The sequence below is a fragment of the Pseudomonas sp. SBT1-2 genome (genome assembly GCF_028640875.1).
Taxonomy (GTDB): Bacteria; Pseudomonadota; Gammaproteobacteria; order Pseudomonadales; family Pseudomonadaceae; genus Aquipseudomonas; species Aquipseudomonas chlororaphis_I.
In genome coordinates this window covers 146,321-170,957 of the sequence record NZ_JAQZAA010000081.1, presented here as the reverse complement: position 1 = coordinate 170,957, position 24,637 = coordinate 146,321, and the positions used below count along the sequence as shown (strand labels likewise).

Below are 24,637 nucleotides of genomic sequence, written 5' to 3'. Positions count from 1 at the left end.
GGCTGTTTGACAGCTTCAACCCTGCACGACGCAGGTGGCCAGGTGTGCAGCGAGCGCATCCCAGGCAATGCTTTGTTGTTCGCCCTGGCCACGCAGGGGTTTGAAACCTACCACTTGCTGGGCCAGTTCGTCGTCACCGAGGATCAGTGCGTACAACGCACCGCTCTTGTCGGCCTTCTTGAACTGGCTCTTGAAGCTACCGGCGCCGGCGTTGATCTGCAGGCGCAGGTTCGGCAATTGATCACGAACACGCTCACTCAGCGCCAGTGCGGCCAGTTCGGCAGCTTCCCCGAAGGCGCAGAGGTAAACGTCGACCTGACGCGAGATCTCTTCCGGGATCTGCTCCAGGGTTTCCAGCAGCAGCACCAGACGCTCGATGCCCATGGCAAAACCAACGCCTGGGGTCGGCTTGCCGCCCATCTGCTCGACCAGACCGTCGTAACGGCCACCGGCACAGACGGTGCCCTGGGCGCCGAGCTTGTCGGTGACCCATTCGAAAACGGTCTTGCTGTAGTAATCCAGCCCGCGCACCAGCTTCGGGTTGATCACATAAGGGATACCGGCGGCATCCAGACGGGCCTTGAGACCCTCGAAGTGCACGCGGGACTCTTCGTCCAGGTAGTCGGCCAGCTTCGGCGCGTCCACCAGCACGGCTTGAGTATCCGGGTTCTTGGTGTCGAGCACGCGCAGCGGGTTGGTTTTCAGGCGGCGCTGGCTGTCTTCGTCCAGGCTGTCCATGCGCGCCGAGAGGAACGTCACCAGCGCATCGCGATAACGCGCACGGGCTTCGGCGGTCCCCAGGCTGTTCAGTTCGAGCTTGACCGCATCACGGATACCCAGCTCGCCCCACAAGCGCCAGGTCAACACGATCAGTTCGGCGTCGATGTCCGGACCGTCGAGGTTGAAGACTTCGCAACCGATCTGGTGGAACTGGCGATAACGGCCTTTCTGCGGACGCTCGTGGCGGAACATCGGGCCGATGTACCAGAGTTTCTGCACCTGGCCACCGCCGGTGATGCCATGCTCGAGCACAGCGCGCACGCACGCCGCGGTGCCTTCCGGACGCAGGGTCAGGGAGTCGCCGTTACGGTCGTCGAAGGTGTACATCTCTTTTTCGACGATGTCGGTCACTTCACCGATGGAGCGCTTGAACAGCTCGGTGAACTCGACGATCGGCATACGGATCTGCTTGTAACCGTAGTTATCCAGCAAACGTGCAACGGTGCCCTCGAAATAGCGCCACAGGGGCGTCTGCTCGGGCAGGATGTCGTTCATGCCACGAATGGCTTGCAGAGACTTGCTCACTATAAATCCTTAAATTCGTTCGGCTCTTCAGTCGGGCTCAGCCGCGCGCGATCAGCGCTGCGTCGGCTTCGACCTTTTCGGCCGCCTTCTCGCGGATCAGCTTTTCCAGTTGATCCACAAGATTGTCATTCGTCAGTTTCTGCGACGGCTTGCCGTCGATATAAATCAGGTTCGGCGTCCCGCCGGTCAGGCCGATATGCGCCTCTTTGGCTTCGCCCGGACCGTTGACCACACAACCGATGACCGCCACGTCCAGCGGCACCAGCAGATCCTCGAGACGCCCTTCCAGTTCGTTCATGGTCTTGACCACATCGAAGTTCTGCCGCGAGCAGCTCGGGCAGGCGATGAAGTTGATGCCACGGGAACGCAGATGCAGGGACTTGAGAATGTCGTAGCCGACTTTCACTTCTTCGACCGGGTCGGCCGCCAACGAGATGCGAATAGTATCGCCAATCCCTTCGGCCAGCAGCATACCGAGGCCCACGGCGGATTTCACCGTGCCTGAACGCAAACCACCGGCTTCGGTGATCCCCAGGTGCAGCGGCTGGATGATTTCCTTGGCCAGCAGGCGATAGGCCTCGACGGCCATGAACACGTCGGAGGCTTTCACACTGACCTTGAAGTCCTTGAAGTTCAGACGCTCGAGGTGCTCGACGTGACGCAGGGCAGATTCCACCAATGCAGCCGGGGTGGGCTCGCCGTATTTCTTCTGCAGGTCCTTTTCCAGGGAGCCGGCGTTGACACCGATACGGATCGGGATCCCGCGATCACGGGCCGCGTCCACCACCGCACGCACGCGATCTTCACGACCGATGTTGCCGGGGTTGATCCGCAGGCAATCGACACCCAGTTCGGCCACGCGCAAGGCGATCTTGTAGTCGAAGTGGATGTCGGCAACCAGAGGCACCTTGACCTGCTGCTTGATACGGCCGAAGGCTTCGGCCGCGTCCATGTCCGGTACGGAAACCCGCACGATATCGACGCCGGCGGCTTCCAGACGGTTGATCTGGGCCACAGTGGCCGCCACATCGTTGGTGTCGCTGTTGGTCATGCTCTGCACGGCAATGGGGGCATCGCCACCCACAGGTACCGAGCCGACCCAGATCTTGCGGGACTCGCGACGTTTGATTGGAGATTCGCCGTGCATGACTTATTGACCTAACTTCAGGCGAGCAGTCTCGCCACTGGTGAACGGAGCCACATCGACCGCTTGTCCGTTGTAGCTGACCTGCGCGCCACGGGCATAACCCAGGCGCACGGCAAATGGCGGCTTGCCGGAAACATCGGCGGTCTCGCCCTTGCGCTTCAGGCCACTCAACAGCACTTTACCGCTGCCATCGGTGATCTGGGTCCAGCAATCGGCTGTGAACTGGATCTGTACCTGACCGGCGCCGGCTACAGGCGCGGCGGCAGGTGCAGTTGGAGCTGCCGGGGCAGCCGGTGCGGCGACCACTGGCGCTACAGGGGCTGGCGCGACCGGAGCGCTCGGCGCGGGCGCTGCCGGCGCCACGACCACTGGAGCAGGAGCAACCGGAGCAGCAGGTGCGGCAACCGAAGCACTTGGCGCAGGGGCCGCGGCATCCGCAGGGGCCTGGCCTGGAGCCGGTGTTTCAGGCAGAGCCAGGGCGGTTTCGCCTTCGGTCTGGCCTTCCACTACCGCCTGGTCTTCCGGCTCGTCGATCGGATGAATCTGCGTGGTGCCGTCGGCCCCTTCGACTTCGACGTGTTCCTGATTGAGACTGATCAGTTCCTTGGTGCGCACCGAGGTCTGATCCTGCCACCAGATAAAGCCGCCGCCGATCACTGCGATCAGCAGCAGCAGGCTGACAATGCGCAAAATGGTGTGGGAGACCCGTACCGGCTCTTCGATACGGCCCAGGCTGTGCACATTGCTGCCCTGGGAATCGGTGCCCGTGTATTGGTCGAAGGCCTGGACCAGAACGGCCTGGTCCATCCCCAGCAACTTGGCATAGGCACGGATATAACCGCGAGCGAAGGTATGCCCCGGCAGCTTGTCGAAAGCACCGGCTTCCAGGTTGCTCAACGAGCTGGCGGTCAGATTGAGCTTGAGGGCCACTTCAGCCAGCGACCAACCATTGCTTTCGCGGGCCTGACGCAGGGTCTCACCGGGGTTGACGCGAGTCGCTGCTAGAACTTCGGGATGCGCCGCTTTCATCATTGCTCCGACAGGTATTGCTGATATTCCGGCGAACCGGGATAGAGTCGTTTTAATTGCAGGCCGTAACTGGCGGCCTTGTCGCGATCTTCAAACACCGTTGCCAGCCGAACGCCGAGCAATAGACTACGTGCATTTTGCTCGCTCAGCAGGCTAAAACGATCGTAATAGTCGCGTGCGGGCACATAATGCCTGTCTTCGAAGGACAACTCAGCCATTTCCAGCAATGCGCGAGGCTGCTGGCGGTTCAGGCGCAGGGCTTTTTCCAGGTGTTGCCGGGCCAGATCACGCTCCCCCAGCATCGCGGCGGTCATGCCAAGGTTCTCGAACACTCGGGATCGCTCGGGGTACAGGGTATCAGCAGCCGCCTGTTCAAAGCGCTGATAAGCATCTTTGTAACGTTTTTCTTCAAAGAGAAAACTGCCGTAGTTGTTCAGGATACGGGCATCGGAGGGACGCGCAGCCAGGGCCTTGCGGTAATGCTGGTCAGCCAGATCGGGCTCCATTTCGGCCTGGAACACCAGCGCCAGGGCGGCATTGGCGTCAGCGTCGGACTCGTCCAGCTCCAGGGCCTTTTTCAGCGGCACTTTCGCCCGCTCGGTCATGCCTTGCTGCAGATAACCCAGGCCCAGCTGGACATAGGCCTCACGCGCCTCGTCCCGCCCCTTGCTTGTCTTCATCGGGTTGAAATCCCCCGAAAGAACACAGCCAGCCGACAGGCTGACAAAAAGCAGAAGCAGCGCGACGCGCAAGGTCATGGAGATCCTCTCTCAGGTACGATTCGCAGCGCTTTGCGGCATATCGGCGTCGGCGCTCAACTCGCGCACGGCGATATAACGTTCGCTACGACGGGTGCGATCCAGCACCTGCCCGACCAGTTGTCCACAGGCCGCATCGATGTCTTCGCCGCGCGTGGTACGCACGGTGACGTTGAAGCCTGCGTGATGCAGTTGATCCTGGAACCGGCGAATGGCGTTGTTGCTCGGCCGCTCGTAACCGGAATGCGGGAACGGGTTGAACGGGATCAGGTTGATCTTGCAAGGAATGTCCTTGAGCAACGCGATCATCTCGACAGCGTGTTCAACCTTATCATTGACGTCCTTGAGCAGCGTGTACTCAATCGTCAGCACACGTTTCTCGCCCAGCGACGACATGTAGCGCTGGCAGGATTCGAGCAGCATCTTCAGCGGGTACTTCTTGTTGATCGGTACCAGCTGGTTGCGCAGCGCATCGTTCGGTGCGTGCAGGGACAACGCCAGGGAGACGTCGATGTGCTTGGCCAGCTCATCGATCATCGGTACCACGCCGGAGGTCGACAGGGTCACGCGGCGCTTGGAGATGCCGTAGCCCAGGTCGTCCATCATCAGGTGCATGGCCGAGATGACGTTGTCGAAGTTCAGCAGCGGTTCACCCATGCCCATCATCACCACGTTGGTGATGGCACGGTCGACGGTCGCCGGGACGCTGCCAAAGGATTTGTTGGCAATCCACACCTGGCCGATGACTTCGGCGGCGGTGAGGTTGCTATTGAAGCCTTGCTTGCCGGTGGAGCAGAAACTGCAATCCAGGGCACAGCCTGCCTGGGACGAAACGCACAAGGTGCCGCGTTTGCCCTGGGGAATGTAAACGGTCTCGACGCAGCTGCCGGACGCCACGCGCACCACCCATTTACGGGTGCCGTCGCTGGAGATGTCCTCGCTGACCACTTCCGGACCACGAATTTCGGCAACGGCCTTGAGCTTTTCGCGCAAGGCCTTGCCGACGTTCGTCATGGCGTCGAAATCATCGACGCCAAAGTGGTGAATCCATTTCATTACCTGACCGGCACGGAAACGCTTCTCCCCGATTGAGTCGAAGAATTTTTCCATTTCCGGTTGAGTCAGACCCAACAGGTTAGTTTTGCCAGTCGATGTAGTCATGGTTTCACCTTCACTCACGGGCCTTTGGCTTAGCGAGTGGTCACTTCGGTGGAAGCGAAGAAGTAAGCGATTTCGCGTGCAGCAGCGGCTTCGGAGTCCGAACCGTGAACGGCGTTGGCGTCGATGGATTCAGCGAAGTCAGCACGAATGGTGCCGGCAGCAGCTTCTTTAGGGTTGGTAGCGCCCATCAGCTCACGGTTCAGAGCGATAGCGTTTTCGCCTTCCAGAACCTGAACGACAACCGGACCGGAAGTCATGAAAGCAACCAGCTCGCCGAAGAAACCACGAGCGCTGTGCTCAGCGTAGAAGCCTTCAGCTTCGGCTTTCGACAGTTGCTTCATTTTCGAAGCTACAACGCGCAGGCCAGCTTTTTCGAAACGGGTAACGATCTCGCCGATGACGTTTTTTGCAACAGCGTCAGGCTTGATGATGGAGAAAGTACGTTGAACAGCCATGGTGTAACTCCAGAAACGGTGATTAAAGCGAAAAATTAAACCCGCGAATTATACGCGGGTTTATAGGGATTGCCTAACTGCGTACGGGACAGACTCAGTCTGCTTCTTCGATCCAGGCGGCCTGAATTGCTTCAAGAACCTTCTCGCCACCGCGAGCCGGATCGTCGCTGAATTCCGGCAGTGCCAGAACCCATTGGTGCAGATCGACAAAGTTTACGTACCGCGGATCCACATCCGGCTTGGACTCAGCCAGCTGGATCGCGATTTCCAGCACATCAACCCATTTCAGACTCATGATGATTCCTTGAATCAGTGCGGCGCTTCGGCCGCATGGTTGAGCGAGTATTTCGGAATTTCGACGGTCAGGTCTTCCTCGCCGACGATCGCCTGACAGGATAGACGCGATTGCGCCTCCAGGCCCCAGGCCTTGTCCAGCAGGTCTTCTTCCAGCTCGTCGGCTTCGTTCAGCGAGTCGAAACCCTCGCGAATGATGCAGTGGCAGGTGGTGCAGGCGCAGACGCCGCCGCAGGCGCTCTCGATCTCGATGTGGTTGTCATGGGCCACTTCGAGAATCGAGGTACCCGGTGCAGCCTCTACAACCAGGCCATCCGGGCAAAACACGGCGTGTGGCAGAAAAATGATCTGCGGCATCAGTTATTCCTCGATTTCATTCAGATTGCGCCCCGCCAGAGCGGCTTTCACCGTCGAGTCCAGGCGGCGGGCAGCAAAAGCATCGGTCACTTGCGACAGACGCTTGGTCTGCTGCTCGATGGCGTAACCATCGGTGCCACGCATCAATTCACTCAATTCCTGCATTTGCAGCTCGATGACCATGCGCTCTTCGGCATCCAGCAGACGCTCGCCGTCTGCTTCCAGAGCGCCCTGCACCGCTTCGATCAGACGCTGGGCATCGACCTGCTGCTCACGCAGCACGCGGGCGACCTTGTCGTCGCTGGCGTACTGGAAGGAATCCTTGAGCATCCTGGCGATTTCGCCGTCGGTCAGGCCGTAGGATGGCTTGACCTGGATGCTGGCTTCGACGCCCGAGCCCAGCTCGCGAGCGGACACGCTCAGCAGACCGTCGGCATCGACCTGGAAGGTCACGCGGATCTTCGCCGCTCCGGCGACCATGGCCGGAATACCGCGCAGCTCGAAACGCGCCAGGGAGCGGCAGTCGCTGATCAGCTCGCGCTCGCCCTGCAATACATGAATCATCATGGCCGACTGGCCATCTTTGTAAGTGGTGAAGTCCTGGGCACGGGCAACGGGGATAGTGGTGTTACGCGGAATCACCTTCTCCATCAGCCCGCCCATGGTTTCCAGCCCCAGGGACAGCGGAATCACATCAAGCAGCAGCAGTTCGCCACCATCGCGTTTGTTGCCGGCCAGGGTATCGGCCTGGATCGCAGCACCAATGGCCACCACCTGATCCGGGTCGATCTCGGTCAGCGGCTGGCGACCGAACATTTCGGCGACAGCTTCGCGAACCCGTGGAACACGGGTCGAACCGCCGACCATGACCACCGCCTGGACATCTTCCAGCTCGACATTGGAATCACGCACGGCGCGACGGCAAGCCTTGAGGCTGCGCGCCACCATCGGCTCGATCAGGGCATCGAAGGCCTCACGGGTCAGCGGCGCCGACCAGGTGCCATAGGTCACGTCGACCGACGGGGCATTGGTGAGCGCTTCCTTGGCGGCGCAGGCGATTTGCAGCAGATTGCGCTGCTTACCCGGATCGAGATCGGCGGACAGGCCGGCGCTCTCGATGATCCAGCCGGCGATCGCATGATCGAAATCGTCGCCGCCCAGGGCGCTGTCGCCACCGGTGGCCAGCACTTCGAAGACGCCGCCGGTCAGGCGCAGAATGGAAATATCGAAGGTCCCGCCACCCAGGTCATAAATGGCCACCACGCCTTCAGCGTGTTGATCCAGACCATAGGCCACGGCCGCCGCGGTCGGCTCGTTGAGCAGACGCAACACGTTGAGACCAGCCAGCTTGGCCGCATCCTTGGTCGCTTGACGCTGCGCATCGTCGAAATAGGCCGGAACGGTGATCACCGCCCCCACCAGCTCACCGCCCAGGGTCGACTCGGCGCGCTGGCGCAAGACCTTGAGGATGTCGGCGGAGACTTCCACCGGGCTTTTCGGGCCCTGGATGGTGTCGATGAACGGCATGTGCGACTCGCCGTCGACGAAGCGGTACGGCAGCTGTTCGCCCAGTTGCTTGACGTCGGACAGACCACGCCCCATCAGGCGCTTGACCGACAGCACAGTGTTCAAGGGGTCGGCAGACGCCGCCAGCCTGGCGGACTCGCCCACCTCGACATGGTCGGCGTGATAACGCACGGCAGACGGCAGGATGACCTGCCCGTTGGCGTCGGCCAGCGGCTCGGAAAGACCACTGCGCAAGGCAGCGACCAGCGAATTGGTAGTACCCAAGTCGATCCCCACAGCCAGGCGACGCTGGTGCGGTTGAGGACTTTGGCCGGGTTCGGCGATCTGCAGTAGGGCCATGTTTATCTGGACTTATCTGAATATCAGGCGTGCGACCGGAGCGGCACTGGGTTAATCGTCGAGGCGCTCTTCTAACTGGCGCACTTCGTAGGTGAGCTTGTCGAGGAACTGCATGCGCCGCATCAGGCGCTCGGCCTGTTCGCGTTGCGCAGCATCATCCCAACAGGCTGCGAAGCTTTCGTTCAATTCATCCTGGGCCACTTTCAGGCGGCGCTTGAAGGCTGCAATACCGGCCAGGTCGGCCTCGTCCTGCAGATCCTCGAGCTCTTCGCGCCACTGCATCTGCTGCAGAAGGAACTCCGGATCGTGCACCGTGACCTCCAGCGGCAGCTCATGTCCGCCCATGGCGAGCAGGTATCGCGCGCGCTTGGGAGGGCTCTTGAGGGTCTGGTAGGCCTCGTTGAGGCTGGCGGATTGCTCCAGCGCCAGCCGCTGCTCACGCTCGGAAGCGTCAGCGAAGCGGTCCGGATGAACGGCACGCGCCAACTCACGGTAACGCGTGGCCAGCTGATCGAGATCCAGACGGAAGCTCGGTTGCAGCTCAAATAAAGCGAAATGACAAGGAGTACCCACGAGCAGCCTCAGATATTGAAGCTTTCGCCGCAGCCACATTCACCGCGCACGTTGGGGTTGTTGAACTTGAAGCCTTCGTTCAACCCTTCCTTGACGAAGTCCAGTTCGGTGCCATCCAGGTAGGTCAGGCTTTTCGGATCAATGATCACTTTCTCGCCATGACTCTCGAACACCTGATCGTCTTCACCGATCTCGTCGACGAACTCCAGGACATAGGCAAGGCCGGAACAGCCCGTGGTGCGAACACCCAGGCGAATCCCATCACCTTTGCCGCGCCCGTCGAGGGAGCGTCGCACGTGTTGAGCAGCCGCTTCTGTCATGCTGATAGCCATCGTGACTCCTTACTTTTCGCTCAATCTGTGAAAGCTGATCCGCTGAATCAGATCAGGCCTTTCTTCTGCTTGTAATCGCGAACGGCGGCCTTGATGGCGTCTTCGGCGAGTACCGAGCAGTGGATTTTCACTGGCGGCAGGGCCAGCTCTTCAGCCAGCTGAGTGTTCTTGATGGTCTCTGCTTCATCCAGAGTCTTGCCCTTCATCCACTCGGTAGCCAGGGAGCTGGAGGCGATAGCCGAACCGCAACCGTAGGTCTTGAACTTGGCGTCTTCGATGATGCCCTGCTCGTTGACCTTGATCTGCAGGCGCATCACGTCGCCGCACGCCGGAGCGCCGACCATGCCGGTGCCGACATCAGGATCTTCCGCGTTCATTTTGCCGACGTTGCGCGGGTTCTCGTAGTGGTCGATGACCTTTTCGCTGTAAGCCATGATTCTTAATCCTCACTCATCAGGGCCGCTCTTGAGCCCCTGTAGTTACGCCTGCGTCAGTCGCCGCGTCGCTACAGGAGCTGTACCTGGCGGCTTCTATATTTAGTGTGCCGCCCACTCGATCTTCGAGATATCGACGCCGTCTTTGTACATGTCCCACAGCGGCGACAGAGCGCGCAGCTTGGTCACGGCCTCGCAGACTTTCTGCGCGGCATAATCGATTTCTTCTTCGGTGGTGAAGCGGCCGAAGGTGAAGCGGATCGAGCTGTGTGCCAGTTCGTCGTTGCGGCCCAGGGCGCGCAGTACGTACGAAGGCTCCAGCGAAGCCGAGGTGCAGGCCGAACCGGAGGAAACCGCCAGGTCCTTGAGCGCCATGATCAGCGACTCGCCTTCGACGTAGTTGAAGCTCAGGTTCAGGTTGTGCGGTACACGAGCAGTCATGCTGCCGTTGATGTACAGCTCTTCCAGATGCTCGACCTGCTTGTAGAAGCGGTCGCTCAACGCCTTGATGCGCAGGTTTTCGGCAGCCATGTCTTCCTTGGCTACACGAAAGGCTTCGCCCATGCCAACGATCTGGTGGGTAGCCAGGGTGCCGGAACGCATGCCGCGCTCGTGACCGCCGCCGTGCATGGTCGCCTCGAGGCGAACCCGCGGCTTGCGGCTGACGTACAGCGCGCCGATACCTTTAGGACCGTAGGTCTTGTGGGCGGAGAAGGACATCAGGTCGACTTTCAGCGCCTGCAGGTCGATGTCGACCTTGCCGGTGGACTGAGCCGCGTCGACGTGGAACAGAATGCCTTTGGAACGAGTCAGCTCGCCGATGGCGGCGATGTCGTTGATGGTGCCGATTTCGTTGTTCACGTGCATGATCGACACCAGGATGGTGTCGTCGCGCAGGGCGGCTTCGACCATGGCCGGAGTGATCAGGCCGTCTTCGCCAGGCTCGATGTAGGTGACTTCGAAGCCTTCACGCTCGAGTTGGCGCATGGTGTCCAGGACAGCCTTGTGCTCGATCTTCGAGGTGATCAGGTGCTTGCCCTTGGTGTGGTAGAAATGCGCGACACCCTTGATTGCCAGGTTGTCGGACTCGGTGGCACCGGAGGTCCAGACAATTTCACGTGGGTCGGCGTTAACCAGGTCAGCCACTTGGCGACGGGCATTTTCCACCGACTCTTCGGCCTTCCAGCCGAACACGTGGGAGCGGGACGCCGGGTTACCGAAGTTTCCGTCGACCAGCAGGCATTCACTCATCTTTTGCGCGACACGCGGATCAACCGGGGTGGTCGCTGAGTAATCAAGGTAAATCGGCAATTTCATGGACTCTCTCCTAAATCAGGCTGGCTGGCGTGCCGCTAGCTCTTTGGCTGTCATTCGACGGCGGACGCTTCAATCTTGTCCAGGTGCTGCGCCTTGCCATTACAGCGGCGCTGATCCTGACGCTGGGCTACTTCTTGCACCTCACGGCGAGTCACAAGGTCAGCCAAGCTGATACCGCTCAGAAATTCGTGAATCTGCAGGCTCAGATCGCACCACAGGTGGTGGGTCAGACAGGTGTCGCCGGAATGGCAATCGCCCTGGCCCTGGCATTTGGTTGCATCGACCGACTCGTTCACCGCATCGATCACCTGGGCCACCTGAATGCCTTGCATGTCGCGCGACAGCTGGTAGCCACCGCCTGGACCACGCACGCTGGACACCAGATTGCTGCGGCGCAACTTGGCGAAGAGCTGTTCGAGATAGGACAGGGAGATGCCTTGGCGCTCAGAGATATCGGCCAGGGACACCGGCCCATGTTGCGCGTGCAACGCCAGGTCAAGCATGGCAGTTACCGCGTATCGGCCTTTTGTAGTCAGTCGCATGGACAAGTACCACGGAGTGTTTCGGGATGGGAGCGAGTATGCAATTCCCGAGTAATTAAGTCAACTATAAGACCTACTACTTTAGTCAGGTTTACCCGCAAAAGAGCGCGCGAATCATAGCAAAGTCTGCAGGGTAATGGCACGCCCTGGATTTGACGGGTGACTAATGGGTCGCCAGCGCCCTTTCGGACTCGGGGCGAGCAAGCTCACCTTAGAAAAACCATAACGCTCTTCTGCAGCAGCAAGCTTGCTCGCGATCAACGCCAAGGCGCCTGGACGACTCAGCCGACCTGACTGTCGCCCTTGTCCTTGACGCCTGCGAAGTCCTCATCGCGCAGCGCTGGCAGGTCCTTGGCGCAGTAGTTGCTACCCAGATCCTTCAAGGCCCCGCACATACCCTCCAGGCGCCCATCGACAGCCTGCAGGTGATCGAGCAACTGGCCAATGGCCCGCGCCACCGGGTCCGGCATGTCCTCGCTGACACCATAGGCGTCGAAACCGAGCTTCTCGGCCATGGCCTTGCGCTTGGCTTCCTGCTCGTCATCGGACTTCACGATGATGCGCCCGGGAATGCCCACCACAGTAGCGCCTGCCGGCACCGCCTTGGTCACCACCGCATTGGAACCGACCTTGGCCCCCGCCCCCACGGTGAACGGGCCCAGCACCTTGGCGCCCGCCCCCACCACCACACCATCTTCCAGGGTCGGGTGACGCTTACCCTTGTTCCAGCTGGTGCCGCCCAGGGTCACGCCCTGATAGAGGGTGACGTCGTCACCGATCTCGGCGGTTTCGCCAATGACGATGCCCATGCCGTGGTCGATAAAGAAGCGGCGACCAACCTTGGCCCCCGGGTGAATCTCGATCCCGGTCAGCCAGCGCCCGAAGTTCGACACCAGGCGCGCCAGCCACTTCCAGCCCATGCCCCACAACGCGCCGGACAGGCGATGAATCCAGATGGCGTGCATGCCCGGGTAGCAGGTCAGGACCTCGAACGCATTACGCGCCGCCGGGTCACGATGGAAAACACTCTGGATATCTTCACGCAAACGCTCAAACATCATCATTCTTCCGCTTAAGGAGCTCGCCACGGGCCGCTTTCTGGGTCTCCGTGAGGATGCCACGCAAAATATTCATTTCCGCCCGGCTTACCGAGCTGCGTCCGTACAACCGGCGCAGGCGCGCCATCAAGTGCCGTGGTTTTTCCGGATCGAGGAAATCGATGGCCACCAGCGTCTGCTCCAGATGCTCGTAGAACCGCTCCAGCTCGTCCATGGTCGCCAGCTCATCGCTGCGCGGCGACGCCACTTCATCCTTCTCGACCTTGCTCGGCTGACCTTCGGCCGCCAGCCAGGACATACGCACCTCATAAGCCAGCACCTGCACCGCCGTCGCCAGGTTCAGCGAGCTGAACTCCGGGTCCGAAGGGATATGCACGTGAAAATGACATCGCTGCAGCTCGTCATTGGTCAGGCCGGAATCTTCACGACCGAATACCAAGGCAATTTCGGCGCCCTGCCCTGCCTCTTGCACCACCTTGGCCCCGGATTCACGGGGATCGAGCAATGGCCAGGGGATACGCCGATCACGAGCACTGGTGCCAAACACCAGGGTGCAGCCGGCCAGGGCATCTTCCAGGGTGGCGACGACCTGAGCGTTTTCAAGAATGTCGGTAGCGCCGGATGCACGCGCATCGGCCTCATGGGACGGGAAAATCCGCGGCTCGACCAGTACCAGCCGCGACAGCCCCATGTTCTTCATGGCACGCGCAGCCCCACCGATGTTCCCGGGATGACTGGTATTGACCAGGACGACACGAATGTTCTGCAGCAAGGGAGGCGCTCTCGGACACGGGAAAGGGGAGCAAATCTTACAGAACCGCCAGCGCTCCCGCCTCAAAAATAACTGCTTCTGGCTGGCACCCTTATAGAAGCAGGCCAACTCCAGACGGACTGCCGCTCGTCAAAATGTCCGCGTATTTATGGACCCGAGCGACAGTCCGAGGCAAGCGGAGCGAATGTCGACCTTCATCTGCAAAAATTTTCTGCTAGAATGCTCGGCTTTCTTTAACAACCTTAGGTGATCTATCCATGCAGCCAATGCTGAATATCGCGCTGCGCGCCGCCCGCAGCGCCAGTGAACTGATTTTCCGCTCCATCGAGCGCCTGGATACCATCAAGGTCGACGAAAAAGACGCCAAAGACTACGTATCCGAAGTTGATCGCGCTGCCGAGCAGAAGATCATCGACGCATTGCGCAAGGCCTACCCGACTCACGGCATTCTCGGTGAAGAAACCGGTCTGCACGCTGGCAGCGGCGAAGGCGAAGACTACCTGTGGATCATCGACCCACTGGACGGCACCACCAACTTCCTGCGCGGCATTCCTCATTTCGCTGTCAGCATCGCCTGCAAATACCGTGGTCGCCTGGAACACGCCGTGGTTCTGGACCCGGTGCGCCAGGAAGAATTCACCGCCAGCCGTGGTCGCGGCGCACAACTGAACGGTCGTCGCCTGCGCGTCAGCGGCCGCACCAGCCTGGACGGCGCCCTGCTGGGTACCGGCTTCCCGTTCCGTGACGACCAGATGGACAACCTCGACAACTACCTGGGCATGTTCCGCGCCCTGGTTGGCCAGACCGCCGGCATCCGCCGCGCTGGCGCCGCCAGCCTGGACCTGGCCTACGTGGCCGCCGGTCGCTTCGACGCCTTCTGGGAGTCGGGCCTGTCCGAGTGGGACATGGCTGCAGGCGCCCTGCTGATCCAAGAAGCCGGCGGCCTGGTGAGCGACTTCACCGGCGGTCACGACTTCCTGGAAAAAGGCCACGTGGTTGCCGGCAACACCAAATGCTTCAAGGCGGTCCTCACCGCCATCCAGCCGCATCTGCCGGCTTCGCTGAAGCGCTAAGCGCCAGCGACAAAAAAGCACCCTGCGGGGTGCTTTTTTTATGCCTGGGATTTGTCGGAAACCACTTTCCTTGTAGGAGCGAGGCTTGCCCGCGATCTGGGCACCGCGGTATATCAGCCTCATTCGGGGCTGAAGCTATCGCGGGCAAGCCTCGCTCCTACAGAAGCAAACCCAAGCCACAGGCAATAAAAAAGCACCCCGCAGGGTGCTTTTTTTGATTGACGCCGAAAGGCTTATTGCGCCGGCTGGTTCTGACCCAGGATCAGCTGGCCTTCCTTGTTGACCGGAATCTGGCTGCCTGGATCACGATCCATACGCACTTGGCCTTGCTTGCCGTTCAGTTCGTACTTCACGTCATAACCCACGACCTTTTCACTGATGTCGTTGACCGTGTTGCAGCGAGTCTGAGTGGTGGTGTAGGTATCACGCTCCTGCATGCCTTCCTGCACCTTGTTACCGGCGTAACCACCGCCGACCGCACCGGCGACCGTGGCGATCTTCTTGCCTGTACCGCCGCCGATCTGGTTACCCAGAAGGCCGCCGGCCAGTGCACCGACCACCGTACCGGCGATCTGATGTTGATCCTTCACCGGAGCCTGACGGGTCACGGTGACGTCCTTGCATACTTCACGCGGTGTTTTGATCTGTTGTTTGACCGGCTGAACTGCCAGCACCTGCGCATACTCAGGGCCACTATTGACCAGCTTGTAGGTGGCAACAGCCCCCCCAGCAGTCACAGCGACGGCACCTAATACCGCACCAACCAGCATCGACTTGTTCACGTGAACCTCCTGACCATCACAAGCGGGACAAGCCCGCGCTTCTCCCTGCCTTGGAGCATAAAAAAAGGCGCGAGTTCAATACTCGCGCCTTTTCGACTGCCTGCCGGGAAGCGGAAACCGTTATGGACGGTCGTCGACTTCCTTATCGGTATTGGCCGGAGGAATCAGGTCCTCGCTGCTCAGGTTCAGCCAGATCAGCACCACGTTGGCGATGTAGATCGACGAGTAGGTACCCGCCAGAACACCCACGAACAATGCGATAGAGAAGCCCCACAGGTTGTCGCCACCGAAGAACAGCAGCGCCGCGATCGCCAGCAGGGTGGAGATCGAGGTCGCCATGGTGCGCAGCAGGGTCTGGGTGGTCGAGATGTTGATGTTCTCGATCAGGCTGGCCTTGCGCAGCACGCGGAAGTTCTCACGCACCCGGTCGAAGACCACGATGGTGTCGTTGAGCGAGTAACCGATGATCGCCAGTACCGCCGCCAGCACCGTCAGGTCGAAGGTGATCTGGAAGAACGACAGGATACCTACGGTCACCACCACGTCGTGGATCAGCGAGACGATGGCGCCGACCGCGAACTTCCACTGAAAGCGGAAGGCCAGGTAGATCAGGATGCCGCCCAGCGCCATCAGCATGCCGAGGCCGCCCTGGTCGCGCAGCTCTTCACCCACCTGCGGGCCGACGAACTCGACGCGCTTGACCTGCGCCGGGTTGTCGCCGCCAGTCTTCTGCAGCGCTTCTGCCACCTGGTGGCCCAGTTGCGGGTCTTCACCCGGCATCCGCACCAGCAGGTCGGTGGTGGCACCGAAGCTTTGCACGATCGCTTCGTGATAACCGGATTCGTTCAGTTGAGCACGAACCTTCATCACATCCGCCGGACGCTCGTAGGTCAGCTCGATGAGCGTACCACCGGTAAAGTCCAGGCCGTAGTTCAACCCCTTGTGGAACCAGCTGAACAGCGCCAGAACGGTCAGGAGCAGGGTGACGCCGAACGCAACGTTGCGGACGCCCATGAAGTTGATAGTACGTAACATGGCAGCCCCTTAAATCCACAACTTCTTGAAGTCACGACCGCCGAAGATCAGGTTGACCATCGCGCGGGTCAGCCAGATGGCCGTGAACATCGAGGTAAAGATCCCGAGGGACATGGTCACCGCAAAGCCTTTGACCGGGCCGGTGCCCATGGCAAAGAGAATCCCGCCGACCAGCAATGTGGTCAGGTTGGAGTCGAGAATCGCGGTGAATGCCCGGCCGAAGCCTTCATTGATTGCCCGCTGCACGGTCATGCCGGCGGCGATCTCTTCACGTATCCGCGAGAAGATCAGTACGTTGGCGTCCACCGCCATACCCATGGTCAGCACGATACCGGCGATACCCGGCAGGGTCAGCGTAGCCCCCAGCAAGGACATCAGGGCCAGCAGCAGCACCATGTTCAGCGCCAGCGCCACGGTGGCGATGATGCCGAAGAAGCGGTAGATGGCGATGATGAACAGCGACACGAACAGCATGCCCCACAGCGACGCATCGATACCCTTGGTGATGTTGTCGGCACCCAGGCTCGGGCCGATGGTGCGCTCTTCGGCGAAGTACATCGGTGCGGCCAGGCCACCGGCACGCAGCAGCAGCGCCAGCTCGGAGGACTCGCCCTGGCCGTTCAGGCCGGTGATGCGGAACTGGCTACCCAGCGGCGACTGGATGGTCGCCAGGCTGATGATCTTCTTCTCTTCCTTGAAGCTCTGCACCGCGACGTCTTTCTCGACACCGTCGACCACTTGCTTGGTGTAAGTGGTGGTCGGCTTCTGCTCGATGAAGATCACCGCCATGCTGCGACCGACGTTGCTGCGGGTCGAACGGCTCATCAGCTCGCCGCCGTGGCCATCGAGCTTGATGTTCACCTGTGGACGACCGTGTTCGTCGAAGCCCGCCTGGGCGTCGGTCACCTGGTCACCGGTGATGATCAGGCCACGCTCGATCAGCGCAGGAGGACGATTGCCTTCACGGAACTCGAAAGACTCGGAAGTGGCTTTCGAAGCGCCCGGCTCCGCGGCCAGACGGAACTCAAGGTTGGCCGTCTTGCCCAGGATACGCTTGGCTTCAGCGGTGTCCTGCACGCCCGGCAGCTCAACCACGATACGGTTGGCACCCTGGCGCTGAACCAGAGGCTCGGCGACACCCAGCTCGTTGACGCGGTTACGCACCGTGGTCAAGTTCTGCTTGATGGAGTATTCACGGATTTCCGCCAGCTTGGCCGGGGTCATCGCCAGACGCAGCACCGCCTGACCATTGAGGTCGGCCGGAACAATGTCGAAATCGTTGAAGTTCTTGCGGATCAGCGTACGCGCCTGTTCACGGGTCGCTTCATCGCTGAAGCCCAGCTGAATGGCGCCATTGAGCTGCGGCAGGCTGCGATAGCGCAGGCGCTCTTTACGCAGCAGGCTCTTCACATCGCCTTCGTAGACTTTCAGGCGTGCGTCGAGGGCTTTTTCCATGTCCACTTCCAGCAGGAAGTGCACACCGCCGGACAAGTCCAGACCCAGCTTCATCGGATGCGCGCCGAGGTTGCGCAGCCATTGCGGGGTGGTTTGTGCCAGGTTCAATGCAACGACGTAGTCGTCACCCAGGGCCTTGCGCACGACGTCCTTGGCTGGAAGCTGGTCTTCCTGCTTGGTCAGACGCAACAGGCCGCCCTTGCCCTTGGCCGCGATGGTCGCTGCCTTGACGTTGATCCCGGCGTCGGTGAGCGCTTTGCTCGCACGATCCAGATCCGCCTGAGTGACCTGCAACGCAGTGCTCGCGCCGCTGACCTGAATGGCCGGATCATCAGGGTATAGATTGGGAGCGGAATAAATAAAACCGATCGCCAGCACCGCCAGGATCAGTACGTATTTCCACAGAGGGTATTTGTTCAGCATCACGCCGCCCGTTTATGAAGCGGGGCGCCTTGCGCGCCCCGTCGATTGGTAAAAGATGAAACTTAGATCGCCTTCAGCGTGCCTTTTGGCAGCGTGGCAGCGATAGCGCCTTTCTGGAACTTCATCTCGATAGTGTCGGAAACTTCCAGCACTACGAAGTCATCGGTCACTTTGGTGATCTTGCCGGCGATACCGCCAGTAGTCACAACTTCGTCACCTTTTTGCAGGCTGCCCAGCAGGTTCTTTTGCTCTTTGGCGCGCTTGGCCTGTGGACGCCAGATCATCAGGTAGAAGATGACCAGGAAACCGACCAGGAAAATCCACTCAAAGCCAGTGCCAGCAGGGCCAGCAGCAGGTGCAGCAGCGTCAGCCATTGCAGTCGAGATAAAAAAGCTCATGTAACACTCCGGATAATTACAAAAGTGGGTCTAAACGTCTTTAGAACTTATTCTAAAGGCGGCACGGGCAACCCGCGTTTGGCATAGAAGGAATCGACAAAGGCGGCCAATGTACCCTGTTGAATAGCCTCGCGCAAACCAGCCATAAGACGTTGGTAATGACGCAAATTATGGATGGTATTGAGCATGCTCCCCAGCATTTCGCCGCACTTGTCCAGATGATGCAGATAAGCACGGGAGAAGTTCTGGCAGGTATAGCAATCGCAGGTCGGATCCAGCGGCGAATCATCATGGCGATGGAACGCGTTGCGGATCTTCAGCACGCCAGTGTCAATGAACAGGTGCCCATTGCGGGCATTACGGGTTGGCATCACGCAATCGAACATGTCCACACCGCGGCGCACACCCTCAACCAGATCTTCCGGCTTGCCAACACCCATAAGGTAACGAGGTTTGTCTGCTGGCATCTGGCCCGGCAGGTAGTCCAGCACCTTGATCATCTCGTGCTTGGGCTCGCCCACCGACAGGCCACCGATGGCCAGGCCGTCGAAGCCGATCTTGTCCAGGCCTTCCAGGGAGCGCATGCGCAGGTCCTGGTGCATGCCGCCCTGGACGATGCCGAACAGCGCCGCCGTGTTGTCGCCATGGGCGTTCTTCGAGCGCTGGGCCCAGCGCAGCGACAGCTCCATGGACACCCGCGCGACGTCTTCGTCGGCCGGGTACGGGGTGCATTCATCGAAGATCATCACGATGTCCGAGCCCAGGTCGCGCTGGACCTGCATCGACTCTTCCGGGCCCATGAAAACCTTGGCGCCGTCGACCGGCGAGGCGAAGGTCACGCCCTCCTCCTTGATCTTGCGCATGGCGCCCAGGCTGAACACCTGGAAACCGCCGGAGTCGGTGAGGATCGGGCCTTTCCACTGCATGAAGTCATGCAGGTCGCCGTGTTTCTTGATCACTTCGGTGCCCGGGCGCAGCCACAGGTGGAAGGTGTTGCCCAGGATGATTTCGGCGCCGGTGGCGACGATGTCCCGAGGCAGCATGCCCTTGACCGTGCCGTAGGTGCCCACCGGCATGAAGGCCGGGGTTTCCACGGTGCCACGGGGGAAGGTCAGACGACCGCGACGAGCCTTGCCATCGGTGGCGAGCAGCTCGAAAGACATACGACAGGTGCGACTCATGCTGTTTCCTCTGGGCCGCGTGGCGCGGGATTGCGGGTGATGAACATCGCATCACCGTAGCTGAAAAAGCGGTATCCATGCTCGACGGCGGCCTTGTAGGCGGCCATGGCTTCGGGATAACCGGCGAACGCCGAAACCAGCATCAACAGCGTGGATTCGGGCAAATGGAAGTTGGTGACCAGGGCATCGACCACGTGGAACGGCCGGCCCGGGTAGATAAAGATGTCAGTGTCGCCGCTGAACGGCTTGAGCACGCCATCGCGCGCCGCGCTTTCCAGGGAACGCACGCTGGTGGTCCCCACCGCCACCACCCGACCGCCGCGCGCGCGGCAGGCGGCCACCGCATCCACCACGTCCTGGCTGACTTCCAGCCATTCATTGTGCATATGGTGATCTTCGATGCGCTCCACCCGTACCGGCTGGAAGGTCCCGGCGCCCACATGCAGGGTCACGAACGCGGTCTCGACGCCCTTGGCGGCAATCGCCTCCAGCAGCGGCTGGTCGAAGTGCAGCCCCGCAGTCGGCGCGGCCACTGCGCCCAGGCGCTCGGAATACACGGTCTGATAACGCTCGCGGTCCGAGTCTTCGTCCGGGCGGTCTATATAAGGAGGCAACGGCATATGGCCGACGCGCTCCAGCAGCGGCAGCACTTCCTCGGCAAACCCCAGCTCGAACAGGGTGTCATGGCGGGCCAGCATCTCGGCCTCGCCGCCGCCTTCGATCAGGATCTTCGAGCCCGGTTTCGGCGACTTGCTGGAGCGCACATGGGCCAGCACTCGGTGGCTGTCGAGCACCCGTTCCACCAGGATTTCCAGCTTGCCGCCGGAGGCTTTCTGGCCAAACAGGCGCGCCGGAATCACCCGGGTATTGTTGAACACCATCAAGTCGCCCGGGCGCAAATGCTCAAGCAAATCAGTGAATTGACGGTGGGCCAGGGCGCCGGTGACCCCATCCAGGGTCAACAGGCGACTCGCGCGACGCTCGGCCAGGGGATGGCGGGCGATCAGCGAATCAGGGAGTTCGAAGGTAAAGTCAGCAACACGCATGATGGGGTTCGTCTAGCAGGGCCGGAAAGTTTAGCGGAAATAGCCAAAATTGACCATGAAACCTGATTGACCAACGGTAGGCACGTCTCTATACTTCGCCGCCATTGAGCCCTGATGGCGGAATTGGTAGACGCGGCGGATTCAAAATCCGTTTTCGAGAGAAGTGGGAGTTCGAGTCTCCCTCGGGGCACCAAACCTGAAAAAGACCTTGAAATTCAAGGTCTTTTTTTTCGCCTGCAGAAAAGTGCCGCAGCCCCCGCGCGCCAGGATTCTGTAGGAGCGAAGCTTGCTCGCGATGAACGATGACGCGGATTAATTGGCACTGCGCAGCGCCTGTTTCGCGGGCAAGCCTCGCTCCTACAGGCAAACGCAAAAGCATCGATACAGAGCTGCTCAAAAGCTTCCTTGATACGCATCAAGAAGCCCGGTCTTGTGCGCCATAGACTGTCTGAAAGACATTGGAGCGATCAGACAGGCCCGATATGAGCGAAGAATCCACCGCGCGTCCCCTTCCCAACCCCCTTCCGGAAAAAGCCACGCCAGCAGCCAAACCGACGGTCACGGCCAGCAGCAAAAGCGCCCCACGCAAACCGGCCACTCCGCGCCCACGCCGGCCACGTGCGACCACTAAACCCGCCGCTGCCAAAACCGCCGAAGCCGAAATCAGCGCCATCAGCCAGCAGCCGGTCGCCCTGCAGGTGGCCAGTGCGCCCCATGGCAGCAATGAAGACAGCTCCACCGCCAAGCTGCCCCCCAGCTACCCGTACCGCAGCCGCATGCGCCGCGCCGAGTATGAAAAGGCCAAGCAGGAGCTGCAGATCGAACTGCTCAAGGTGCAAAGCTGGGTCAAGGAAACCGGGCAGCGCGTCGTGGTGCTGTTCGAGGGCCGCGACGCCGCGGGCAAGGGCGGCACCATCAAACGTTTCATGGAACACCTGAACCCGCGGGGCGCGCGGATCGTCGCCCTGGAAAAACCCAGCGAGCAGGAACAGGGCCAGTGGTATTTCCAGCGTTATATCCAGCACCTGCCCACCGCCGGGGAAATGGTGTTCTTCGACCGCTCCTGGTACAACCGCGCCGGTGTCGAGCGGGTCATGGACTTCTGCTCGCCCCTGCAATACCTGGAGTTCATGCGCCAGACACCCGAGCTGGAGCGCATGCTGTGCAACAGCGGCATCCTCCTGTTCAAGTACTGGTTCTCGGTCAATCGCGACGAGCAGCTGCGCCGCTTCATTTCGCGCCGCGACGACCCGCTCAAGCACTGGAAACTCTCGCCCATCGACATCAAGTCGCTGGACAAATGGGACGAATACACCGCCGCCAAACAGGCGATGTTTTTCCACACCGACACCGCCGATGCGCCCTGGACAGTGATCAAGTCGGACGACAAGAAGCGCGCGCGGATCAACTGCATCCGTCACTTCCTGCATTCCCTCGACTACCCGGGCAAGAACCTGCGCGTGGCCCATCAACCCGACCCGGTGCTGGTCGGCCGGGCGTCGCGGGTCATGGAGGAAGACGAGCGGGTGTACAACGAAGCGGCCGCGGAGCCGGTGCGCAATCCACAGGCGACACTCGCGTAAACAGCCAGCCTTGAAGAGGGCCCCGCTCCAGGATCGATGAAAGGTCCTGAAGCGGGCCCGACCAGCTAGATACCCTGCACCGGCAACAGCACACACACCTCCAACCCGCCACCGCCACGGTTGCGCAAGCGCAGTTCGCCGCCGTGCTCCAGCACGATCGCCCGCGCCGCGGAAAGCCCCAGGCCGACGCCACCGGTGTTGCGGTTGCGCGAGCTTTCCATGCGAAAGAACGGCTCGAACACCTGCTCATGCCATTCGACGGGAATCCCCGGCCCGCGATCCAGCACACAGACCTTCACCTGCTCGGCATCCGCCACCACTTCAATCGCCGGTTCGCTGGCGTATTTGATGGCGTTTTCCAGCAGGTTGCTCATGACCCGCTTGAGCCCCAGCGGGCGGCCGAAATACACCAGGCGCGGCGGACCGCTGAACGCGATGTCGATGGACTGGTCGCGGTAATCGTCGACCAGGGTTTGCAGCAGTTCCGCCAGATCGAAGGAGGTCGCCTCCTCCAGCCGCGCATCGTCGCGGAAGAACTCCAGCGCCGAGTTGATCATCGCCTGCATCTCATCGACGTCATGGAACAGCCGGCGCTGTTGCTCGGGGTCCTCGATGAACTCGCCGCGCAGGCGCATGCGGGTCAGCGGGGTACGCAGATCGTGGGAGATCGCCGCGAGCATCTGCGTGCGGTCCTTGATGAAGTGCTGTAACTGGGCCTGCATGGCGTTGAACGCGAGGATCGCCTGGCGGATCTCATGGGGGCCGACCGGCTCGATGGGTGGCGCGCGAAAGTCCACGCCAAACCGCCGCGCACCCAGGGCGAACTGCTGCAGGGGCCTGGCCAGGCGGCGAGTGGCGATCAAGGCGACCAGGACGGTGGACAACAGCACCAGACCGATCACGATCAGGTTGCGCGGCCCCTCATCCAGCCCCCAACTGCGCGAGACCGAGGAGAACATCAGCCAGGAGCCATCGTTCATCTGGATCAGCAACGCATAAGACCCACCCGGCCCCGGCCAGTCACTGGGCTGGTAGGCTTCCATGTGACCCACTCCCGGCTTGAGCAACTGCGTCAGTTTCGTCGAACCCTCGCGGTATTCCGGCTCATCGACTACCGGTACTTCGATATCCCGTCGCGTCGGGTGCCAGGTCACACTCAGGGCCTGGTCGCTGACCGACTCGGCCAGGCGAGCGCGCTGCAGCGATTCCGAGGCGTCGATCATATTGCTGATGGACGCGATCTTTTCCACCAGGCCGGACTCGCTCAACGGCGGCTTGGCCCAGACCCCGGCCAACTGCACGAACAGCGCATTGAAGGCCAGGGCGGTGAGCATCGCCATCAGGGTGGTCAGGGCGATCCAGCGGGCGATGGTGTCGCGCGGGCCGCCCGGCCTGTGTCTGGCCCTCATTGGCGGGTCACGCTGGGAGTGAACAGATAGCCGCCATTGCGCACCGTGCGAATCATCGCCGGGCGCTTGGTGTCGAATTCCAGCTTGCGGCGCAGGCGGCTGACCTGCACGTCGATGCTGCGATCGAAGGCGTCATGGGCCTGCCCGCGCGCCAGGTCGAGCAACTGCTCGCGGCTGAGGATGCGTTGCGGATGCTCGACGAACACCAACAGCAGGTCGAACTCCCCCGCCGACAGCGGAATCATCACCTGATCCGGCGAGCGCAGCTCGCGGCGGGTCAGGTCCAGCTGCCAGTCGGCAAACCTGATCAGCGGCCGCGGCACCTCCCCGACCACCGGCCGGCTTTCCCCGGCGCGGCGCAGCACCGCTCGCACCCGGGCCAGCAGCTCGCGGGCATCGAAGGGTTTGCTCAAGTAATCGTCGGCGCCCATTTCCAACCCCACCACGCGGTCGCTCAACTCGCCCATGGCGGTCAGCATGATCACCGGCACGGCGTGCTGCTGACGCAGGCGCTGACACAGGGTCAGGCCGTTTTCCCCCGGCAGCATCAGGTCGAGAATGATCAGGTCCGGCACCTGCCGCTCCAGCGCCGCCCACAGCGAAGCGCCCTCGGTGGCGACTTCCACCGAGTAGCCGTGTTGCACAAAAAATTTCTTCAGCAGCGCGAGGACCTCAAGGTCGTCGTCCACGATCAACAGACTGCTCACCAGTGCGTATCACTCAAGCTCGGAAAGAACTGTCATTCAAAACCATTGGACGCGGCCCGTCATATATTTCAACGCGGTAACAAACCGACAACCCCGCAATAAAGCAGACATCTTCAGGCAAAACGTCCATGCCAGCATCGGCCTC

26 protein-coding genes and 1 tRNA gene are annotated in these 24,637 nt (G+C 61.0%); 3 read left to right on the top strand and 24 right to left on the bottom strand.

Annotated elements, in window-relative coordinates:
• Positions 1-15 precede the first annotated feature (15 nt).
• The 16 genes from hisS to trmJ form a co-directional block, all read right to left on the bottom strand.
• Positions 16-1,305, bottom strand: coding sequence for a histidine--tRNA ligase (hisS, locus tag PVZ78_RS15195; RefSeq protein ID WP_009050637.1), 1,290 nt, complete (start codon positions 1,303-1,305; stop codon positions 16-18).
• 37 nt (positions 1,306-1,342) lie between these two features.
• On the bottom strand, positions 1,343-2,452 hold the full coding sequence (gene ispG, locus PVZ78_RS15190; RefSeq protein WP_007929536.1) for a flavodoxin-dependent (E)-4-hydroxy-3-methylbut-2-enyl-diphosphate synthase: 1,110 nt from the start codon (positions 2,450-2,452) through the stop codon (positions 1,343-1,345).
• A gap of 3 nt (positions 2,453-2,455) precedes the next feature.
• Positions 2,456-3,481: a RodZ domain-containing protein gene (locus PVZ78_RS15185; RefSeq protein WP_009050638.1), complete on the bottom strand. Its 1,026-nt coding sequence runs from the start codon at positions 3,479-3,481 to the stop codon at positions 2,456-2,458.
• Positions 3,481-4,239 (bottom strand): type IV pilus biogenesis/stability protein PilW, encoded by a 759-nt coding sequence (gene pilW / locus PVZ78_RS15180; RefSeq protein ID WP_016703488.1) that lies wholly within the window; start codon positions 4,237-4,239, stop codon positions 3,481-3,483. The genes PVZ78_RS15185 and pilW overlap by 1 nt, the downstream gene beginning before the upstream one ends.
• A 12-nt stretch (positions 4,240-4,251) precedes the next feature.
• A complete protein-coding gene (rlmN, locus tag PVZ78_RS15175; RefSeq protein WP_007929531.1) occupies positions 4,252-5,400 on the bottom strand; it encodes a 23S rRNA (adenine(2503)-C(2))-methyltransferase RlmN in 1,149 nt (382 codons plus the stop codon).
• A gap of 29 nt (positions 5,401-5,429) precedes the next feature.
• Complete coding sequence (gene ndk, locus PVZ78_RS15170; protein WP_007929529.1) at positions 5,430-5,855, bottom strand: nucleoside-diphosphate kinase; 426 nt, start codon at positions 5,853-5,855, stop codon at positions 5,430-5,432.
• 94 nt (positions 5,856-5,949) lie between these two features.
• Positions 5,950-6,150 (bottom strand): Fe-S cluster assembly protein IscX, encoded by a 201-nt coding sequence (iscX, locus tag PVZ78_RS15165; RefSeq protein ID WP_007929528.1) that lies wholly within the window; start codon positions 6,148-6,150, stop codon positions 5,950-5,952.
• A 14-nt stretch (positions 6,151-6,164) separates the two neighbouring features.
• On the bottom strand, positions 6,165-6,506 hold the full coding sequence (fdx, locus tag PVZ78_RS15160; RefSeq protein ID WP_007929527.1) for an ISC system 2Fe-2S type ferredoxin: 342 nt from the start codon (positions 6,504-6,506) through the stop codon (positions 6,165-6,167).
• Between the two features lie 3 nt (positions 6,507-6,509).
• Positions 6,510-8,372, bottom strand: coding sequence for a Fe-S protein assembly chaperone HscA (hscA, locus tag PVZ78_RS15155; protein WP_038576128.1), 1,863 nt, complete (start codon positions 8,370-8,372; stop codon positions 6,510-6,512).
• Positions 8,373-8,423: 51 nt separating this feature from the next.
• Positions 8,424-8,945, bottom strand: coding sequence for a co-chaperone HscB (hscB, locus tag PVZ78_RS15150; RefSeq protein WP_038576126.1), 522 nt, complete (start codon positions 8,943-8,945; stop codon positions 8,424-8,426).
• Positions 8,946-8,953: 8 nt separating this feature from the next.
• Entirely contained in the window at positions 8,954-9,277 is a 324-nt protein-coding gene (gene iscA / locus PVZ78_RS15145) for an iron-sulfur cluster assembly protein IscA (RefSeq protein ID WP_110175517.1), read from the bottom strand.
• 47 nt (positions 9,278-9,324) lie between these two features.
• Positions 9,325-9,711, bottom strand: a complete 387-nt coding sequence (iscU, locus tag PVZ78_RS15140; protein ID WP_007929523.1) for a Fe-S cluster assembly scaffold IscU — start codon at positions 9,709-9,711, stop codon at positions 9,325-9,327.
• Positions 9,712-9,813: 102 nt separating this feature from the next.
• Positions 9,814-11,028, bottom strand: a complete 1,215-nt coding sequence (locus tag PVZ78_RS15135) for an IscS subfamily cysteine desulfurase (protein WP_009050642.1) — start codon at positions 11,026-11,028, stop codon at positions 9,814-9,816.
• 50 nt (positions 11,029-11,078) lie between these two features.
• Positions 11,079-11,570 carry a Fe-S cluster assembly transcriptional regulator IscR gene (iscR, locus tag PVZ78_RS15130; RefSeq protein ID WP_009045442.1) on the bottom strand — a complete coding sequence of 164 codons (492 nt, stop codon included), beginning with the start codon at positions 11,568-11,570 and terminating at the stop codon, positions 11,079-11,081.
• 281 nt (positions 11,571-11,851) lie between these two features.
• Positions 11,852-12,628 carry a serine O-acetyltransferase gene (cysE, locus tag PVZ78_RS15125; protein WP_007929518.1) on the bottom strand — a complete coding sequence of 259 codons (777 nt, stop codon included), beginning with the start codon at positions 12,626-12,628 and terminating at the stop codon, positions 11,852-11,854.
• Positions 12,621-13,400 (bottom strand): tRNA (cytosine(32)/uridine(32)-2'-O)-methyltransferase TrmJ, encoded by a 780-nt coding sequence (gene trmJ, locus PVZ78_RS15120; protein ID WP_009050643.1) that lies wholly within the window; start codon positions 13,398-13,400, stop codon positions 12,621-12,623. The genes cysE and trmJ overlap by 8 nt, the downstream gene beginning before the upstream one ends.
• A gap of 257 nt (positions 13,401-13,657) precedes the next feature.
• Between trmJ and suhB the strand changes: the two genes are divergently transcribed.
• Positions 13,658-14,473: a type III secretion system regulator SuhB gene (gene suhB / locus PVZ78_RS15115; protein ID WP_007929514.1), complete on the top strand. Its 816-nt coding sequence runs from the start codon at positions 13,658-13,660 to the stop codon at positions 14,471-14,473.
• 233 nt (positions 14,474-14,706) lie between these two features.
• On the opposite strand, the gene PVZ78_RS15110 is transcribed toward suhB, so the two are convergent.
• The 6 genes from PVZ78_RS15110 to queA form a co-directional block, all read right to left on the bottom strand.
• Positions 14,707-15,255, bottom strand: coding sequence for a glycine zipper 2TM domain-containing protein (locus PVZ78_RS15110; protein ID WP_009050644.1), 549 nt, complete (start codon positions 15,253-15,255; stop codon positions 14,707-14,709).
• Positions 15,256-15,375: 120 nt separating this feature from the next.
• Complete coding sequence (gene secF / locus PVZ78_RS15105; RefSeq protein ID WP_273828896.1) at positions 15,376-16,290, bottom strand: protein translocase subunit SecF; 915 nt, start codon at positions 16,288-16,290, stop codon at positions 15,376-15,378.
• A 9-nt stretch (positions 16,291-16,299) separates the two neighbouring features.
• On the bottom strand, positions 16,300-18,168 hold the full coding sequence (gene secD, locus PVZ78_RS15100; protein WP_009050646.1) for a protein translocase subunit SecD: 1,869 nt from the start codon (positions 18,166-18,168) through the stop codon (positions 16,300-16,302).
• A 62-nt stretch (positions 18,169-18,230) separates the two neighbouring features.
• Positions 18,231-18,566: a preprotein translocase subunit YajC gene (gene yajC, locus PVZ78_RS15095; protein ID WP_007929510.1), complete on the bottom strand. Its 336-nt coding sequence runs from the start codon at positions 18,564-18,566 to the stop codon at positions 18,231-18,233.
• 47 nt (positions 18,567-18,613) lie between these two features.
• Positions 18,614-19,729: a tRNA guanosine(34) transglycosylase Tgt gene (tgt, locus tag PVZ78_RS15090; RefSeq protein WP_162096445.1), complete on the bottom strand. Its 1,116-nt coding sequence runs from the start codon at positions 19,727-19,729 to the stop codon at positions 18,614-18,616.
• Between the two features lie 14 nt (positions 19,730-19,743).
• Positions 19,744-20,793, bottom strand: a complete 1,050-nt coding sequence (gene queA, locus PVZ78_RS15085; RefSeq protein ID WP_028683321.1) for a tRNA preQ1(34) S-adenosylmethionine ribosyltransferase-isomerase QueA — start codon at positions 20,791-20,793, stop codon at positions 19,744-19,746.
• Positions 20,794-20,901: 108 nt separating this feature from the next.
• Between queA and PVZ78_RS15080 the strand changes: the two genes are divergently transcribed.
• Both PVZ78_RS15080 and ppk2 read left to right on the top strand, forming a co-directional pair.
• Positions 20,902-20,986 (top strand) — tRNA-Leu (locus tag PVZ78_RS15080).
• 289 nt (positions 20,987-21,275) lie between these two features.
• On the top strand, positions 21,276-22,376 hold the full coding sequence (gene ppk2, locus PVZ78_RS15075; protein ID WP_273828895.1) for a polyphosphate kinase 2: 1,101 nt from the start codon (positions 21,276-21,278) through the stop codon (positions 22,374-22,376).
• A gap of 65 nt (positions 22,377-22,441) precedes the next feature.
• On the opposite strand, the gene PVZ78_RS15070 is transcribed toward ppk2, so the two are convergent.
• Positions 22,442-23,785: a sensor histidine kinase gene (locus PVZ78_RS15070; RefSeq protein WP_273828894.1), complete on the bottom strand. Its 1,344-nt coding sequence runs from the start codon at positions 23,783-23,785 to the stop codon at positions 22,442-22,444.
• The gene (locus PVZ78_RS15065; RefSeq protein WP_009050668.1) at positions 23,782-24,492 is read right to left on the bottom strand and encodes a response regulator; all 711 of its coding nucleotides are present in this window, start codon (positions 24,490-24,492) and stop codon (positions 23,782-23,784) included. Before PVZ78_RS15065 ends, PVZ78_RS15070 begins: the two co-directional genes overlap by 4 nt.
• Positions 24,493-24,637: the final 145 nt, after the last annotated feature.